Annotated in this window: 10 protein-coding genes and 1 pseudogene; 4 read left to right on the top strand and 7 right to left on the bottom strand. The window is 48.2% G+C overall.

Features of this window, described 5'->3' with window-relative positions:
- Nucleotides 1-48: 48 nt before the first annotated feature.
- The 7 genes from C234_RS0101915 to C234_RS0101870 form a co-directional block, all read right to left on the bottom strand.
- Nucleotides 49-1,341, bottom strand: a complete 1,293-nt coding sequence (locus C234_RS0101915; protein ID WP_027324378.1) for a sensor histidine kinase — start codon at nucleotides 1,339-1,341, stop codon at nucleotides 49-51.
- Nucleotides 1,338-2,015 (bottom strand): response regulator transcription factor, encoded by a 678-nt coding sequence (locus tag C234_RS0101910; protein ID WP_027324377.1) that lies wholly within the window; start codon nucleotides 2,013-2,015, stop codon nucleotides 1,338-1,340. The genes C234_RS0101915 and C234_RS0101910 overlap by 4 nt, the downstream gene beginning before the upstream one ends.
- A gap of 1,285 nt (nucleotides 2,016-3,300) precedes the next feature.
- The gene (gene uvrC, locus C234_RS0101900) at nucleotides 3,301-5,166 is read right to left on the bottom strand and encodes an excinuclease ABC subunit UvrC (RefSeq protein ID WP_034538097.1); all 1,866 of its coding nucleotides are present in this window, start codon (nucleotides 5,164-5,166) and stop codon (nucleotides 3,301-3,303) included.
- A 460-nt stretch (nucleotides 5,167-5,626) separates the two neighbouring features.
- Nucleotides 5,627-6,157: an adenine phosphoribosyltransferase gene (locus C234_RS0101890; protein WP_148295100.1), complete on the bottom strand. Its 531-nt coding sequence runs from the start codon at nucleotides 6,155-6,157 to the stop codon at nucleotides 5,627-5,629.
- Between the two features lie 50 nt (nucleotides 6,158-6,207).
- Complete coding sequence (gene mnmG / locus C234_RS0101885; protein WP_027324373.1) at nucleotides 6,208-8,094, bottom strand: tRNA uridine-5-carboxymethylaminomethyl(34) synthesis enzyme MnmG; 1,887 nt, start codon at nucleotides 8,092-8,094, stop codon at nucleotides 6,208-6,210.
- Nucleotides 8,095-8,992: 898 nt separating this feature from the next.
- Complete coding sequence (gene ybeY / locus C234_RS0101875; RefSeq protein WP_027324371.1) at nucleotides 8,993-9,439, bottom strand: rRNA maturation RNase YbeY; 447 nt, start codon at nucleotides 9,437-9,439, stop codon at nucleotides 8,993-8,995.
- Between the two features lie 18 nt (nucleotides 9,440-9,457).
- Nucleotides 9,458-10,690 (bottom strand): nucleoside recognition domain-containing protein, encoded by a 1,233-nt coding sequence (locus C234_RS0101870; protein ID WP_027324370.1) that lies wholly within the window; start codon nucleotides 10,688-10,690, stop codon nucleotides 9,458-9,460.
- Between the two features lie 402 nt (nucleotides 10,691-11,092).
- On the opposite strand from C234_RS0101870, the gene ruvB reads away from it, so the two are divergent.
- The 4 genes and pseudogenes from ruvB to C234_RS17935 all read left to right on the top strand — a co-directional run.
- Complete coding sequence (gene ruvB, locus C234_RS0101865) at nucleotides 11,093-12,121, top strand: Holliday junction branch migration DNA helicase RuvB (RefSeq protein WP_021646678.1); 1,029 nt, start codon at nucleotides 11,093-11,095, stop codon at nucleotides 12,119-12,121.
- 300 nt (nucleotides 12,122-12,421) lie between these two features.
- The gene (locus C234_RS0101855; protein WP_027324368.1) at nucleotides 12,422-13,870 is read left to right on the top strand and encodes a lipopolysaccharide biosynthesis protein; all 1,449 of its coding nucleotides are present in this window, start codon (nucleotides 12,422-12,424) and stop codon (nucleotides 13,868-13,870) included.
- A 2-nt stretch (nucleotides 13,871-13,872) separates the two neighbouring features.
- Nucleotides 13,873-15,234: a TIGR00341 family protein gene (locus C234_RS0101850; protein WP_027324367.1), complete on the top strand. Its 1,362-nt coding sequence runs from the start codon at nucleotides 13,873-13,875 to the stop codon at nucleotides 15,232-15,234.
- Between the two features lie 350 nt (nucleotides 15,235-15,584).
- Nucleotides 15,585-15,828 (top strand): annotated as a pseudogene (locus tag C234_RS17935) (IS982 family transposase); the annotation flags it as partial.

Below are 15,828 nucleotides of genomic sequence, written 5' to 3'. Positions count from 1 at the left end.
TGAAAAGATTTTGGAATTTCGGTCCCTTTTGCTTCAAATATGATGTTTTTAACTATTTTTATTGCATTTCGCTTTTCTCAGCTCGAAATGATGATATCCTTCTTCGAAGAAGTAGTCGATCTCGATGTTATAGGTTTTGCAGATGGCGTGTACAAGCGCCAATCCCAATCCAGTACCCGGACCGCTTGAGGTTTTCCGGTAGAACCTGCGGAAGATAAGTCCGGCGTCGAGCGGTTCGCCCGCAGCGGTGTTCGAGAAGCGTATGGCGCGGGCGGTCAGCAACACATGTATGCTGCCGTTTGGGCGGTTGTGGACGTATGCGTTCTTTATCAGGTTGTTGAACAATATGGTTGCGAGCATCTCGTTCATGCGGATGTTTGTTTTCTCTTTTTCCTCCACCGTGCACCGGATGCCGAGATGCCGGTACGCATCGGCGAAGTTCTCCAATATGGGGGCAAGGAACTTTTGCACGTCGATCTGTTCGCTTTCCGGGAATTGCTGGTTCTCTATCCTGGCGAGTAACAGCAGTGTTTTGTTCAGCTTCGACAGGCTTTCTACGGCCTGCTTCGTCTTGAGTATCTGCGACAGTTGCGCTTCGGTCAGGGCGGAATCGTTCGATAGCATTTCGAGGCGGTTCTGTGCAATGGCGATAGGCGTTTGCAGCTCGTGCGAGGCGTGTGCGATGAATAAGCTTTGCTGCTCGTATATCTCCGCATTCCGGCAGGCGTTCCGGGTCAAGGCTTCCGAAAGTTTGCGGAATTCGGTGATGTCGGTGTCCACCTCGAGCAGGGGAGGAGTGTTGGAAAGCTGCACGCTGTCGAGCCATTTGAGCATCGTGTATAAAGGTTTCAGGCTGCGGCGGTGCACGAAAACATTAAGGATGATTATAGAGACCAGTAGCAACACATACAGCAGGATTAGCCAGTATAAGATCGTTTCTTTCAGGTCTTTTTTCTCGAATGTGGGGAATGTCACGGTAAGCTGATAGTAGTTGTCTTCCTTGTCTCTGAAGATGGTTTTGTAGATGCGTGCCGGCTCCGTTTCATTCTTCGACCGGATATAAACCGTTTGGTCGAGAAATTCTGTGGAAGGTGTCTGTAAGGCATATTCGCGAGTCACTTTGCTGATGTGATAGCTGTTGTTTGTGCCGTTGTCGTTTTCCGGCAGCTTTTCTCCGGTGAGGGCGCGCCTGATGATGTATTCGGAGTATTCTTCGAGCGAGTCGTCGGTTTCGTCGTTGATTTCGTCCACGATGATGTAGTAGAACAACGTAGCCCATACGGCAAAGAGCAGCAGCAGGGCGATGGATATGTGCAGGGTGATGCGGTGGAGCAGTCTCATCGTAGTGCGAGTTTGTAGCCAAGTCCGTAGACGGCCTTGATTTCGATTCCGGCTCCGGCTTCGTTCATCTTCTTCCGGAGATTTTTCACTTGGGTATATATGAAGTCGAAGTTGTCTGCCTGGTCGATGTGGTCTCCCCAAACGGCTTCGGCAAGCACTGCTTTGTCTATCAGGTGGTTGGGCCTTGTCATAAAGTATAACAGGATATTGTACTCTTTCCTGTTCAGCTCGAGCCTGTTTCCGTCTACATAAGCTTCGTGCGTGGTGGGGTTCACCGTTACGTTTTCTAACCTGACGAGCGTATCTCCCTGCAGATCTTTCCGTCTGAATACGCTTCGTATGCGGGCGTTGAGTTCGGCCAGATGGAAGGGTTTCGACAGGTAGTCGTCCGCTCCGATCTCCAGTCCGGCTACTTTATCCTCCACCGAATCTTTGGCGGAAATGATGATGACGTTCTGGTTTTTCTTTATTTTCTGCAACTCTTTCAGCAGGTCTATCCCATCTCCGTCGGGCAACATGATATCCAGTAAAATACAGTCGTAATCGTAGTCTGCTACTTTCGAGAGAGCGCCTTGATAGGTGTTTGCGCTCTCTACCACATACTGTTCTTTTTCAAGGAAGGAGGTCATTACTTCCAGCAACGATGCTTCATCTTCGATGATTAGAATTTTCATTTCTTCGGGTTTAAGTTTCTGTAATATCTGTTATGCTCTAACTCCCTTCAGCAGCTTTAAATCCGTTGGTTCTCAATGTTTTGTCCCGTTCGGCCTTGCAGCTTTGGCTTGTTCGGCTTGGGTTTTGTTCCGTTCGGTCTTGCAGCTTTGGCTCGTTCGCTTGAGCTTTGTTCTGTTCGGTCTTGCAGCTTTGGCTCATTTGGCTTGGGCTTTCTTCCGTTCGGTCTTGCTGCTTTGGCTTGTTCGGCTTGAGCTTTGTTCCATTCGGCTTTGCAGCTTTGGCTCGTTCAACTTGGGCTTTCTTCCGTTCGACCTTGCAACTTTGGCTTGTTCGCCGGGGCTTTCTTCTGTTCGACCTTGCAGCTTTCGCTTGTTCGCCGGGGCTTTGAGCTTTCACAATGTCGGCGTCATGCCACTTCGGGCTTGTCGGCCGGTGAGCCTTGCCCGTGTTTTGCCGGAAAACTGTTTCGTTCCGGCGGTTGAAAAGATGCGGTGGCGGCTGTTGTTTCCGCGTGCCGCTCTTTTCTTCTTTCGCAAAGATAAATAATTGAGAATGATATGAAAAGGTTTTGGCCCGAAAAAGCTCAAAACCTGTCCGAAATGTTGCGGGAAGCGATGGGTACGCGGGTATAAATGACCGATGCAAGGCCTAGCGCGCGGCGGACGTCCCTCTCGGTTTTGGAGTACGCGGGTATAAATGGTGGATGCAAGGGCGGTTTGTTGATTCGGGCGTGGTGTCTCATCGCTTTCCTTCCGGTGAAAAGCCACGCTCTCCGAAAGGGGCATGGCTTCCGAAAAAAACGCCTGTATGGGTGGGATGCGTTGAAAGCAGACGCAGGGCACCCGCCATAACGAGGGAAATGGGCCGTAAGCACAGGGAGTATCTGACGGGGCGTATAGCGATACGGAGGGGGTATAGCGCGCATACGCCGGGACATACAAGACATCACCGGGACGTACAAGATATACGCCGGAATATATGGATATACGGCGGGTATATATGGGGCATACTACGCCGGAACATATAGCACATACGCCGGGCGGTATAGGGCGTAGGCATATAGGCGTAGCGTCGCAGGCATATAGATTTCGCTTTGTTTCCCACTGGGGAAACAAAAGTTTCCCCGAAGGGAAAATAAAGTTTCCCCAGTGGGAAACTTTTGTTTCAATAGTGGGAAACTGAATGAAAACCTGTGGTTTAATGTCTCGGCTGTACGGTTTAAGGTTTCTGGCACGACTTTTTCGGCTTATTTCTGAGCATGACTGACTCCGGCCGATACTCTTCTTATTTGGGGGCGAATGTCTTGTTTTCCCTCTCTGTGCCCGTTTTGTCCGCCTCCATTGCCTGCTTCACAATTTTGGCTTTCGCCTCTCCAATAACTCCGGCAATGCTTTCGAAAGGTGCTTCCTTGATGCGTTTCACGCTTTTGAACTCTTTCAGAAGGGCGGTTTTAGTCTTTTCTCCAATCCCTTTGATGTTGTCTAAAGCCGATGCTACCTGCCGCTTGCTTCGCTTATCGCGATGGAAGGTAATGGCAAAGCGGTGCACTTCGTCTTGTATCTGGGTAAGCAGCCGGAAGAGCCGGCTTTGCTGTTTGATACCGATGGTTTGCGGTGGAAAACCGAATAGGAGTTCCGACGTGCGGTGGCGGTTGTCTTTGGCAAGTCCGGCGATGGCTATGTTCAGGTGCAGTTCGTCTTCCACAACTTCTCTCACCGCCTCCATCTGTCCTTTTCCTCCATCGGTGATGATGAGGTCGGGCAGGGGAGCGTTCTCTTCTATGGCTCGCCGGTAGCGCCTTCTTACCACTTCTTTCATCGAAGCGTAGTCATCGGGCCCCTCTACCGTTCTGATGTTGTACTTCCGGTAATCTTTTTTCGACGGCTTTGCCTTTTTGAACACCACGCAGGCGGCTACTGCGTCGGCTCCCTGTATGTTCGAGTTGTCGAAACATTCGATTTGCATGGGCAGGCGTTCCAAGCGCAGCTCCTGTTGTATCTCTTTCATCAGACGCATGCTTCGCTGCTCCGGATTGAGCTTCTCCGCTTGTTTCAAACGGTCGGCTTTGTATTGCTTTACGTTTAGAAGCGAGAGTTCCAGCAGCTTTTTCTTGTCTCCCCGCTGAGGGACGGTGAATACGACGTTGCTCAACTCCATTTCCACTTCGAAAGGGACGATGATTTCGCGCGAAAGGCTCTTGTATCGCTCCCTCATTTCGATGATTCCCAGTGTCAGCAATTCCTCTTTCGATTCGTTGAGTTTCTTCTTGTATTCGAATGTGAAAGCCTGATTGATGGCGCCGTTGGTGATGTGCAGGTAGTTGATGAATGCGGAGTTCGACTCGTCTTCTTCGATAGAGAATACGTCGATGTTGTGAAGTACGGAGCTTACCACTTCCGATTTGGAGCGGTAGTTTTCCACAAGCTGGTACTTTTCTTTTATTTTCTGCGCCTCTTCAAACCTCATCTCTCCTGCCAGCTCTTCCATTCTTTCCAGCAGCAGGCGGCTGATTTCGTATGTATTGCCTTTGAGTATTTGCTTGATTTCTTCGATGTTTTTCAGGTATTCTTCGTGCGATTGCAGGCCGACACAGGGGCCTGCACAGTTTTTTATATGATACTCCAGACAGACTTTGAACTTGCCTGCACGGATGTTCTCCGGACTGAGGTTGAGGTTGCAGGTGCGCAGCGGATACAAGCGTCTGATAAGGTCTAATACCGCATACATAGACGGCAAATGGCTGTAAGGCCCGTAATAGGAAGAACCGTTCCTGATTATTTTCCGTGTCTTGAACACTCTCGGGAAGTATTCGTTCTGTACGCAGATCGAAGGATAGGTTTTGTCGTCTTTCAGCAATACATTGTATCGAGGTTTGTACTTCTTTATCAGATTGTTTTCGAGCAAAAGGGCGTCTTCTTCCGTATGCACGACGATATAGCGTATGTCTGCAATCTTGCTGACCAACACGCGTGTTTTCCCCGGTTCGTGTTCTTTGCTGAAATAAGAATATACTCTTTTCTTCAGGTTTTTAGCTTTTCCAACGTATATGATCGTGCCTTCCGCATTCAGGTATTGATAAATGCCCGGCTTCTCGGGGAGGTTCTCCACGATTCCTTTCAGATATTGGTCGGTTTCGGATTTCGTTTTCATGCTTATGGTCTATTCGCTTTACGGGTTTACGGAAGCTCTTGTCGTATGGATAAAAGAAAAGAAACAGTACGCCTCATTGCCAAAGCCGGCTCGTCGCTCTTGTTGCATAGATGAAAGCAAAGTTGGGATAAGTGCGTTTGTCATGAACTTACCGTTAGGTTGCTCTTGTTGCATAAATGGAAGCAAAGGGCGTTTACTTTTACCGTCAGGTCTTTGTTTACATAGTTGTTCTTGTTGCATAGATGAAGGCAAAGTTGGGATAAGTGCGTTTGTCATGAACTTACCGTTAGGTTGCTCTTGTTGCATAGATGAAAGCAAAGAGGAGAGAAGGGAGTGAACGGAAAGATGGTTTGTGGGCGTTCTTTCTGTCCGGATATTCGGTCCGATGCGCATCTCGTACCCGCCGGATTGTCTTTGTGTGACGATTCTTTCTCCCCGGCGGGCGCTTCCTTTCTTTCGGTCACAGGTTTAAAACGGACTCCACCTCTATGTCATCGTCGAACTTTACTTTGCCGTTCAACCCTTTCAACTCGATAATGAAGTTCACATACACCTTCTTTGGTTTCAGTTTCTTCACCAGATCGCAGGCTGCTTTCATTGTGCCGCCTGTAGCCAATAAGTCGTCGTGTAGTAACACTATGTCGTTTGAGTCTAATGCGTCTTTATGAATCTCTACGGTGTCTTCTCCGTATTCTTTTTCATAGTTTTCTTCGATTGTTTCTGCCGGTAGCTTGCCCGGTTTGCGTATGGGGATAAAACCGGCATTCAGGCGTGTAGCCAGAATAGGTCCCATAATAAAACCTCTTGATTCGATGCCTACTACTTTGGTAATGCCTCTTTCTTTGTACATTTCGTACATTATATCTGAAAGTTCTTGCAGACACCATGGGTCTTTAAACAAAGTAGTAACATCGTAGAATAAGATTCCCGGTTTGGGGAAATCGGGTATTTCCCGGATACTTTTAATCAGCGTTTCTTTACTCATAATCATTTGTTTATCTTAATTCTTTAAATTTCTTGTTTCACGTGAAACGTACCCTTTTATCGTCCCGAAAGAACGAGTAATACATTGATGTCGCTCGGGGATACACCGGGTATGCGGCTTGCTTGCGCAATCGTCTCCGGGTCTATTTTTGTCAGTTTCTGCCGGGCTTCGGTCGATAGAGATTGTATGGAAGAGTAGTCGAATTTCCCTTTTATTTTAATGCTCTCCAGACGAGACAGCTTTTGTGCGATCATTCTTTCTCTGTCGATATAGCCTTGATACTTTATTAAGATTTCGGCAGCTTCCAGTATCTCTTCCTTGCGGTTGGGGTCTGTTTCCGTTGCTTTCTCCAATTCTTTCCGGAATGCCGGAATATGTGGCGCTATGTTGTGAATGGTCACCTGCGGACGGTTTAATATTTCGATCAATTTACATCCTTGGCGCAGAGGGGTAGTTCCCATCTTTTCGAGCGCATCGTTGATGAGCGCCGGCTTCATCGAGTAGTTTTGCGCAAAAGATACGATATGCTCTACCGCTTCCCGCTTCGTCTTCAACAGCTGATATCGGTCTTCTTTGGCTAATCCCAAATGATAAGACCGTTCGGTCAGTCGCATGTCGGCGTCATCCATTCGAAGAAGAATGCGGTATTCCGCACGCGAGGTAAACATACGGTAGGGTTCGTCGACTCCTTTTGTTACCAAATCATCAATCAATACGCCTATATAAGCTTCGTCTCTTCCCAATGTGAAAGGTTTTCCGCCGTGACAGTTGATATGAGCGTTTATACCTGCGATGATGCCCTGTCCTCCCGCTTCTTCATATCCGGTTGTTCCGTTTACCTGTCCGGCAAAAAAGAGATTGCGAATAATCTTTGATTCCAATGAATGCTTCAACTGAGTAGGGGCAAAGAAATCGTATTCGATGGCATATCCCGGGCGATAGATGACCACATCTTTGAATGCGGGAATCTTTTTGAGAGCGGCAATCTGTATGTCCATAGGCAGCGATGAAGAGAATCCGTTCAAGTAAAGCTCTTGAGTCGTTTCACCTTCAGGCTCGAGGAATAACTGGTGTTGTTCCTTGTCGGGGAAGGTAACTATTTTCGTTTCGATGCTGGGGCAATAGCGCGGACCGATGCTTTGAATTTGTCCGTTGAATAGGGGAGAATCCGCCAATCCCTCGCGCAGGATGCGATGCGATTCTGCATTGGTGTAGCACGTCCAGCACCGAAGTTGTTTTAAATGGCGTACGCTTGTGTCCATGAATGAGAATTTATGAAAGTCTGATTCCCCATCCTGTGTCTCCATAAATTCGAAATGAACGCTGCGAGCGTCTATACGTACAGGAGTACCGGTCTTCATCCGGTCGTATGCGATGCCGTGACGGGCGATGGATTCGGTTAAATGGTACGAAGCCGGATCAGCCATTCGTCCACCCGGGAGTTGATGGCTACCTACGTGCATCAATCCGTTAAGGAAAGTTCCGGCAGTCAATACGATGCATTTAGCATGAAATGTAACCCCCCATAAGGTGACAAGCCCGATTACTTCTCCGTTTTCCACAAGAAGTTCGCGTACGGTGTCTTGCCAGATATGAAGGTTAGGAGTATTTTCTAACCTGTCGCGCCATGCGTTGATGAATTTCGCACGGTCGCATTGCGCACGGGGACTCCACATGGCAGGCCCTTTGGAGCGATTCAGGATGCGGAACTGGATGGCTGTTTCGTCTGTCACCAATCCCATTTGACCACCCAATGCATCTATTTCTCGAACGATCTGTCCTTTGGCGATACCTCCCACGGCAGGGTTGCAACTCATTTGCGCAATCTTGTTCATATCCATTGTGATGATACAGGTTTTTGAACCTAGCTTGGCTGCCGCAACGGCGGCTTCGCATCCGGCATGTCCTGCTCCAATCACAATAACATCGTATTTGAAATTCATGTTGTATGATTTTTCCTTATTACCTTTATTTATTGTTTATTATTATCACAACGCTGCAAAGTTACGGAAAAGTTGTGAGAGTTTCATCTTTCGCTCGGTTTTGCTGCCGAAATTTCGGACGGGAAGTAAGGGGAGAGCAAAAAACGCCGTAATTTTGCATTTTAAAATGATTGATTGCCTGTCGGATACTCTGTTTGTAGTGCTTTTGTCTATCGGATTCTTTTATTGTTTTCTTTTTGCTCTTATTTTGGGCGTACTAATTTCTTTATGTCGTTTTTCTCTCGATTCGTTTTTCTACCGTAATAGACGCCGAAAGTTGATTTATGTCAATAAAACGATGCCGAGAATCATTTTGGGGGCTTTAAGTTTGGCGTTTCTCCGAAACAATCATAATTTTACATCGTGGTTGTGAAACCGCTTCGATTTTTAGGTATTAGATAAATATAAGTATCAGGTATTAGGAAAAGTAAAAACGATAATGGTATTAGTTTAACCGTTGAAGTATTGAGCTTCAGATTTGATTTGAGTGAAGATTGTTTTGAGTATTAGGTATTAGTAGAAGATCGTTTTTCAGGTAACAATTAAGATGAAAAAAAAGAATCCCATTCATGGGGGATTCTTTTCTGAGGGGCGGAGTTGTTCGCTCTTTTTTTGTGCCTTTGCGTTAGATCTCTTCGAGGAGTAATTATTACAGCTCAGCGGAATATCAGCAGGGATACGCATAAATCGTGGAAAGTCTGAAGGGGAAAGAACTTTATATCCTTTGGCAGCGTTCCGTTTTATAATAGTAAAGGTTTGTCGATAAAGATTCTGGCGCTCTTTTATGTCGTTTTCACTGTTTCGCTTTATAATAGTAGGGGCTTGTCTTATGTTCGTTTCGACGGCCCTTCTTTTTCGTTCATGGCAAGTGCGTCGGATTGCTGTCTCCTTTATCTCGCATGGCGAGCGCTTTGTTCTCGGCGGCTTCCATCAGCTCCCGTTCGCCCGGTCCCTTGTCGTTGATGCCGCAAAGGTGCAGGATGCCGTGGATGATGACGCGGTGCAGCTCGTCTTCGTACGATGTGCCGAACTGTTCGGCATTGGTGCGTATGGTGTCCAGGCTGATGAACAAATCGCCCGAAAGACGGTTGCCCTCGCAATAGTCGAATGTAATGATGTCCGTATAGTAATCGTGTTCGAGATACCGGCGGTTCACCTCCAGAATCTTCTCGTCCGAGCAAAAGATGTAAGCAATCTCTCCCAACCGTTTCCCGTACGAAGCGGCCACTTGCCGGATCCATTCGGTAGTTTCTCGTTTTCTGATATCGGGCATCTTTGTGCCTTCCGTTTGATAAGTTACAGCCATGATAAAGCGTATAAATGGTTAATAGAAAAATAAATAACTGATAAGGATGGCGGCGATTACTCCCGAAATGTCGGCAATGAGTCCGCAGGTCACTGCGTTTCGTGTGCGTGTGATGCCCACGCTGCCGAAATAAACGGCAAGGATGTAGAACGTGGTGTCCGAGGCTCCCCGTACCACACAACTCATGCGCCCCACGAAAGAGTCGGCTCCCAGCTCCTTCATGGTGTCTATCATCAGCCCGTTGGCTCCGCTGCCGCTGAGCGATTTCATCAACCCCGTGGGCAGAGCGCCCGCAAACTGCGTATCGAGTCCGAACCATCCGGCAACAGATGCGATGCCGCCGACCATATAATCCATTGCTCCCGATGTGCGGAAGACGGCGATGGCAACCAGAAAAGCCACCAGATAGGGAATGATGCGTACGGCGGTGGTGAATCCGTCTTTCGCCCCGTCGACAAAAGCGTCGTATACGTTGATCTTTTTGCGTACTCCCGTCAGGATGAACAGTACGATGACACCGAACAGAATCACGTTGGCTGTCAGCGTGGAGTAAGTACCCATTGCTTGGCGTGAGATATGCAGGAACACCCAGATGAGTGCGGCAAAAAACAGGCTGACCGCTCCCATCAGGATGAGTATCGGTTTATTGATGAGGTTGATTCTCTGGGCGATGCTCACCGCAACAACCCCCATCAGCGTGGAGACGAACGTGCTTATCAGAACCGGGATAAAGACGTCTGTCGGCTGTGCCGCACCCATCTGCGCCCGATACACCATGATGCTGACGGGAATGAGTATCAGTCCCGAAGTGTTGATCACCAGAAACATGATCATCGGATTCGAAGCCGTATCTTTCTGCGGATTCAGCTCCTGAAGCTCTTTCATCGCCTTCAGCCCCATCGGTGTGGCGGCATTGTCGAGCCCCAGCATATTGGCGGACATGTTCATGAAGATGGAACCCAGCACGGGATGTCCTTTCGGGATGTCGGGGAAAAGCCTGCAAAGCACCGGGCTCAGGAAGCGTGACAGCGATTCGATAAGTCCGCTCCGTTCGCCGATCTTCATCACTCCCATCCATAGAGCCAGCACTCCCGTCAGTCCGAGCGAGATTTCGAACGCCGTCTTCGACGAGTCGAACGTGGAGTTCATGATGGCGGTGAATATCTCCGTATCTCCCATGAACACTACCCGGCAACAGGCGATGATGAAGGCTATGACGAAGAAGCCGATCCAGATGTAATTTAATACCATAAGCGGTGTGTCGATAAATATACTGCGACAAATGTAGCGATAAGTTTTGAAATATGGTATAAGAGGCGGTGATTGAAACCTCTCCGGAGGGTATGTTTTGCTTTCGAGGCACGTATATATGGGCGTGTGTCGGATACATATATGGTCATGGGTGATGAGCATATATAGTCATGGGTGGTAGCCATATATACTCAGCGTGGTAGCCATATATAGTCATGGGGGATGAGTATATATACTCACCACGGTGGATATATATGTTCACCACGAGGGGGGTATATACCCTGTACGATGACTGCTTCTGCAATGCTCGCTCCCGCCTTCTGCAATAAATTGCGATACATATTATCCGTTTCGTGCGAAATTCCTTATCTTTGTCCGGTTAGATACTTGGATAGAAAAGACATGGAAGAAGATTTCGATATACGCAACCATCAGCTCAGTCCGAAAGAGCGCGACTTTGAGAACGCTCTTCGCCCGTTGAGTTTTGAAGACTTCAGCGGACAGGACAAGGTGGTGGACAACCTTCGCATCTTTGTGAAGGCGGCCCGTTTGCGCGGAGAAGCGCTCGACCACGTGCTGCTTCACGGACCTCCCGGATTGGGTAAAACGACGCTTTCGAACATCATTGCCAACGAACTGGGTGTGGGTTTTAAAATCACTTCGGGGCCTGTGCTCGACAAACCGGGCGATTTGGCAGGAGTCCTCACCAGCCTCGAACCGAACGATGTGCTCTTCATCGACGAGATTCACCGGCTGTCGCCCGTGGTGGAGGAGTATCTGTATTCCGCTATGGAAGATTACCGCATCGACATCATGATAGACAAAGGTCCTTCGGCGCGCAGCATCCAGATCGACCTGAGTCCTTTCACGCTTGTGGGCGCAACCACACGCAGCGGGTTGCTTACGGCTCCGCTTCGCGCGCGTTTCGGCATCAATCTGCACTTGGAGTATTACGACGACGATGTGCTGAGTACGATCATCCGCCGTTCCGCTTCCATCCTCGATGTGCCTTGCTCCATTCCTGCAGCGTCGGAAATAGCGTCGCGCAGCCGCGGCACTCCGCGTATAGCCAATGCCCTGCTTCGCCGTGTGCGGGACTTTGCGCAAGTGAAAGGGACGGGCTCCATCGATACGGACATTGCCCGGTTCTCGCTCGAAGCGCTGAACATCGACCGCTACGGGCTCGACGAGATAGACAACAAGATTCTGTGCACCATTATCGACAAGTTTAAAGGAGGTCCTGTGGGGCTGACTACCATCGCTACCGCGCTGGGCGAAGACGCCGGAACCATCGAGGAGGTCTATGAGCCTTTCCTCATCAAAGAGGGTTTTATGAAGCGTACACCGCGCGGCAGGGAGGTGACGGAGCTTGCCTATAAGCATTTGGGACGCAGCCTGTACAGCAGTCAGCAAACGCTTTTTGCCGATTGATTTTGTCTACAGGACAGAAGCGGAGAGAAGCAACACTTGCTTTTCAGACATTCGTGATAACAGTGCGTCTGAGGATACCGGGTTTGAGCAAACAACGCTCTCTCTTCAGGCAACTTACGACAATGCTGCATCCGGAAATCCCGGAACCGGGAAAAGTACCGCTTCTTCCGGCCTGAAAGAGGCAGCAGGTTTTTAGATAGAAAGGGCAATGCCTTCGGCAGCCTTGCTTTTGCAAGTCCCACCGCAAGCATCGCCTGATGACCGGCAGCTCAAGGCTGCATATAACGTGTAAAGTACAATATGGGGAATTTAAAATCGTTAGCTAAAGATACCGCCATATACGGGGCCAGCAGTATTATCGGAAAGTTTCTGAACTACCTTCTGGTTCCCATTTATGCTCTTTCATTGCCCGCTTCCGGCGGAGGATACGGAATCATCACCAATATGTACGCCATTGTGGCTCTGCTGCTCGTGATGCTTACCTTCGGCATGGAAACGACCTTCTTCCGTTATGCCAACAAAGGAGAAGACGATCCGAACCGCGTATATTCCGTGTCGCTGCTTATGGTAAGCACGGTCTCCATCGGCTTTCTGTTGCTTTGCATGGTTTTCCTCCGCCCCATAGCCGGATTGCTGCGTTACGCCGACCACCCGTGGTATCTGGGGATGATGCTGATTGTGATTTCCATGGACGCCATACAGGCGGTTCCGTTCGCTTATCTCCGATACAAGCAGCGTCCGCTTAAGTTTGCCGGACTGAAGTTGCTGTTTATCTTCCTCAGCATCACACTCAATATCATCTATTTTGTGATACTGAAAGGTACGGACGTAGGAGCTGCGTTCCTTATCAACCTCATCTGCTCCTTCATCGTCATGCTGGGGCTGATTCCCGAATTCCGCGACTTCCGTTATTGCATAGATCGTCCGTTGATGAAGCGGATGTTGCGTTATTCGTTCCCGATACTCATATTGGGCATTGCAGGTATCCTCAATCAGGTGGCGGACAAGATTATCTTTCCTTTCGTCTATCCCGATGAAACCGAAGCATCCGTCCAGCTCGGCATCTATGGAGCCACCAGCAAGATAGCCATGATTATGGCCATGTTTACGCAGGCTTTCCGTTTTGCGTACGAGCCTTTTGTATTCGGCAAAAGCCGGGAGAAAGACAATAAGCGGATGTATGCGCAGGCGATGAAGTTCTTCATTATCTTCACCCTGCTCGCTTTTCTGGCGGTGATGTTCTATCTGGACATTCTTCGCTACCTCATCGGGCGCGACTATTGGGAAGGGCTTCGTGTGATTCCCATCGTTATGATTGCCGAAATCTTCATGGGAGTTTACTTCAACCTTTCTTTCTGGTACAAACTTACCGACGAAACGAAGTGGGGCGCATACTTCTCGCTCACTGCCTGCGCGGTAGTGATTCTGATGAATATCTTCCTGATTCCCCTGTACGGATATATGGCCTGCGCATGGGCGGGCTTCACGGGATATGCCGTTGCCATGATTCTTTCGTATGCGGTGGGGCAGAAGAAGTATCCCATATCATACGACTTGCGTGGGATAGGTTGTTACGTCGTTCTGACAGCGCTCTTATATGTAGCGGGCATGTGGATGCCCATAGATAACTTCTTTTTGCGGATGGTTTTCCGCACATTGCTTTTGTTGCTGTTTGCGGCCTATATCCTCAAGCGGGATATGCCTGTGAGTGAAATACCGTTTATCAATCGATTTGTAAAAAGAAAATAATTATGGAAGCAGAGAGTAAAAATAAGAAAATATTTGCGATCAAGTCGTTCCTGAAGGAATACTTGGATTTGAGAAAAGACAGAGAGAATGAGTTGGCAACGGTCGATTCCATCCGGAAAGGAGTGGAGTTTAAAGGCGCTAACCTGTGGATTCTTATCTTTGCCATTTTCATGGCTTCTCTGGGGTTGAATGTCAACTCTACGGCAGTCATTATCGGTGCCATGCTTATCTCTCCGTTGATGGGGCCTATCATGGGAGTAGGGCTTTCGGTGGGTCTGAACGACTTCGAACTGATGAAGCGTTCGCTGAAGAGTTTCTTGATAACAACAGCTTTCAGTGTAGCCACTGCTACCATCTTCTTCCTCATCACTCCGTTGGTGGAAGCCCGTTCGGAGCTGCTGGCCCGCACCTCGCCCACCATCTACGACGTGTTTATCGGTTTGTTTGGCGGTATGGCAGGTGTAGTAGCCCTTTCTACCAAGGAAAAAGGCAACGTGATTCCCGGTGTAGCCATCGCCACAGCACTGATGCCTCCGCTTTGTACGGCGGGATACGGTCTGGCTTCGGGCAATCTGATTTATTTCTTCGGCGCTTTCTATCTTTATTTCATAAACTCGGTTTTTATCAGCTTGGCTACTTTTATCGGAGTGAGGGTGATGCATTTCCATCGGAAAGAGTTTGTAGACAAGGCGCGGGAGAAAACAGTTCGAAGATATATTATTTGGATAGTCGTCCTGACCATGTGTCCGGCAGTGTACCTTACTTATGATATCGTCAAAAGCACTTTCTACGAAGCTTCTGCCAACCGCTTTGTCAATGAGGAACTGAGCTTTGAGAACACTCAGGTGCTCGACAGGAAAATAAGTTACGAGAAGAAAGAGATACGGGTAGTGCTGGTAGGTCCCGAAGTGCCCGAAGCTTCTATTACCATTGCCCGGAGCAAACTGGATAACTATAAGTTGAAAGATACCAAACTGACTGTATTGCAGGGGATGAACAGCGGGATGGTGGATGTTTCGTCTATACGCGCATTGGTGATGGAAGATTTTTATAAGAACAGTGAGTTGCGCCTGTTGGAGCAACAGAGGAAGATAGAAGGACTCGAAACCAGCCTCGAACAATATAAATCGTATGAAACGATCGGGCGTGATCTGGTTCCCGAACTGAAAGTCCTATATCCGTCCATCGCTTCTCTTTCCATTTCGCATTCGGTCGAAACACGGGTAGATTCGATGAAGGCAGACACGCTGACTTTGGCTGTACTGAAATTCAACAAACGCCCGTCGGATACCGAGAAAGAAAAGATTGGCGCTTGGCTGAAAGCACGGTTGGGAGCGAAGAAGTTGAGGCTGATTGCCGAATAAGAAAAAGATGCAATCCGCTTTTTGAAGAATACTTGTATATAACGTGTCTTGAAACAAAAGGTAAGTAAGAAAACCATCGGTTATGCTTTCTTGTAGAAGGTTGAGGCCATTTCTTCAGAGGTCGGAATCTAATAATAATCACGAATAGAAAGCCCTGTGGACTTCCAGCCTTGTCGGAATCCGGTAAATTTGAATAATAAGAGCATTCGGAATGTATCGCCTTTAATCTCGAACCAAGTCCGGATGAAAAAGAAACTTGAATGACAAACAAATGGCCGTGTGTAAATGACCCGCAATAAAGTAAATCTGGATATACCCGTTGGTTGAATTAAAAATCTAAATATTTACAAATGAAAAAGTTGCACATATCACTGATTTTTAGTAATTTAATGGTAGCTAAACCGTTGAATACTATTTATCTGCATATGCGCAACTTCATAGCAAATTTCGTCAGAATTCTCGGAATCTGCAAGGATTTCGCCGGAAATCGTGTTAATGAGCTCGGAAATATACCCCGTTGTGGTGTAGTTCCCAAGTTTTCCGACCTTGAGGTCATCGCTTTGAGCATAACAGCCGAAGCGTTCCATATTGACA

The sequence above is a fragment of the Bacteroides pyogenes DSM 20611 = JCM 6294 genome, assembly GCF_000428105.1.
GTDB classification, from domain to species: domain Bacteria; phylum Bacteroidota; class Bacteroidia; order Bacteroidales; family Bacteroidaceae; genus Bacteroides; species Bacteroides pyogenes.
The sequence above is the reverse complement of the archived record's forward strand: the minus strand, read 5'-3'. Positions and strand labels throughout refer to the sequence as shown.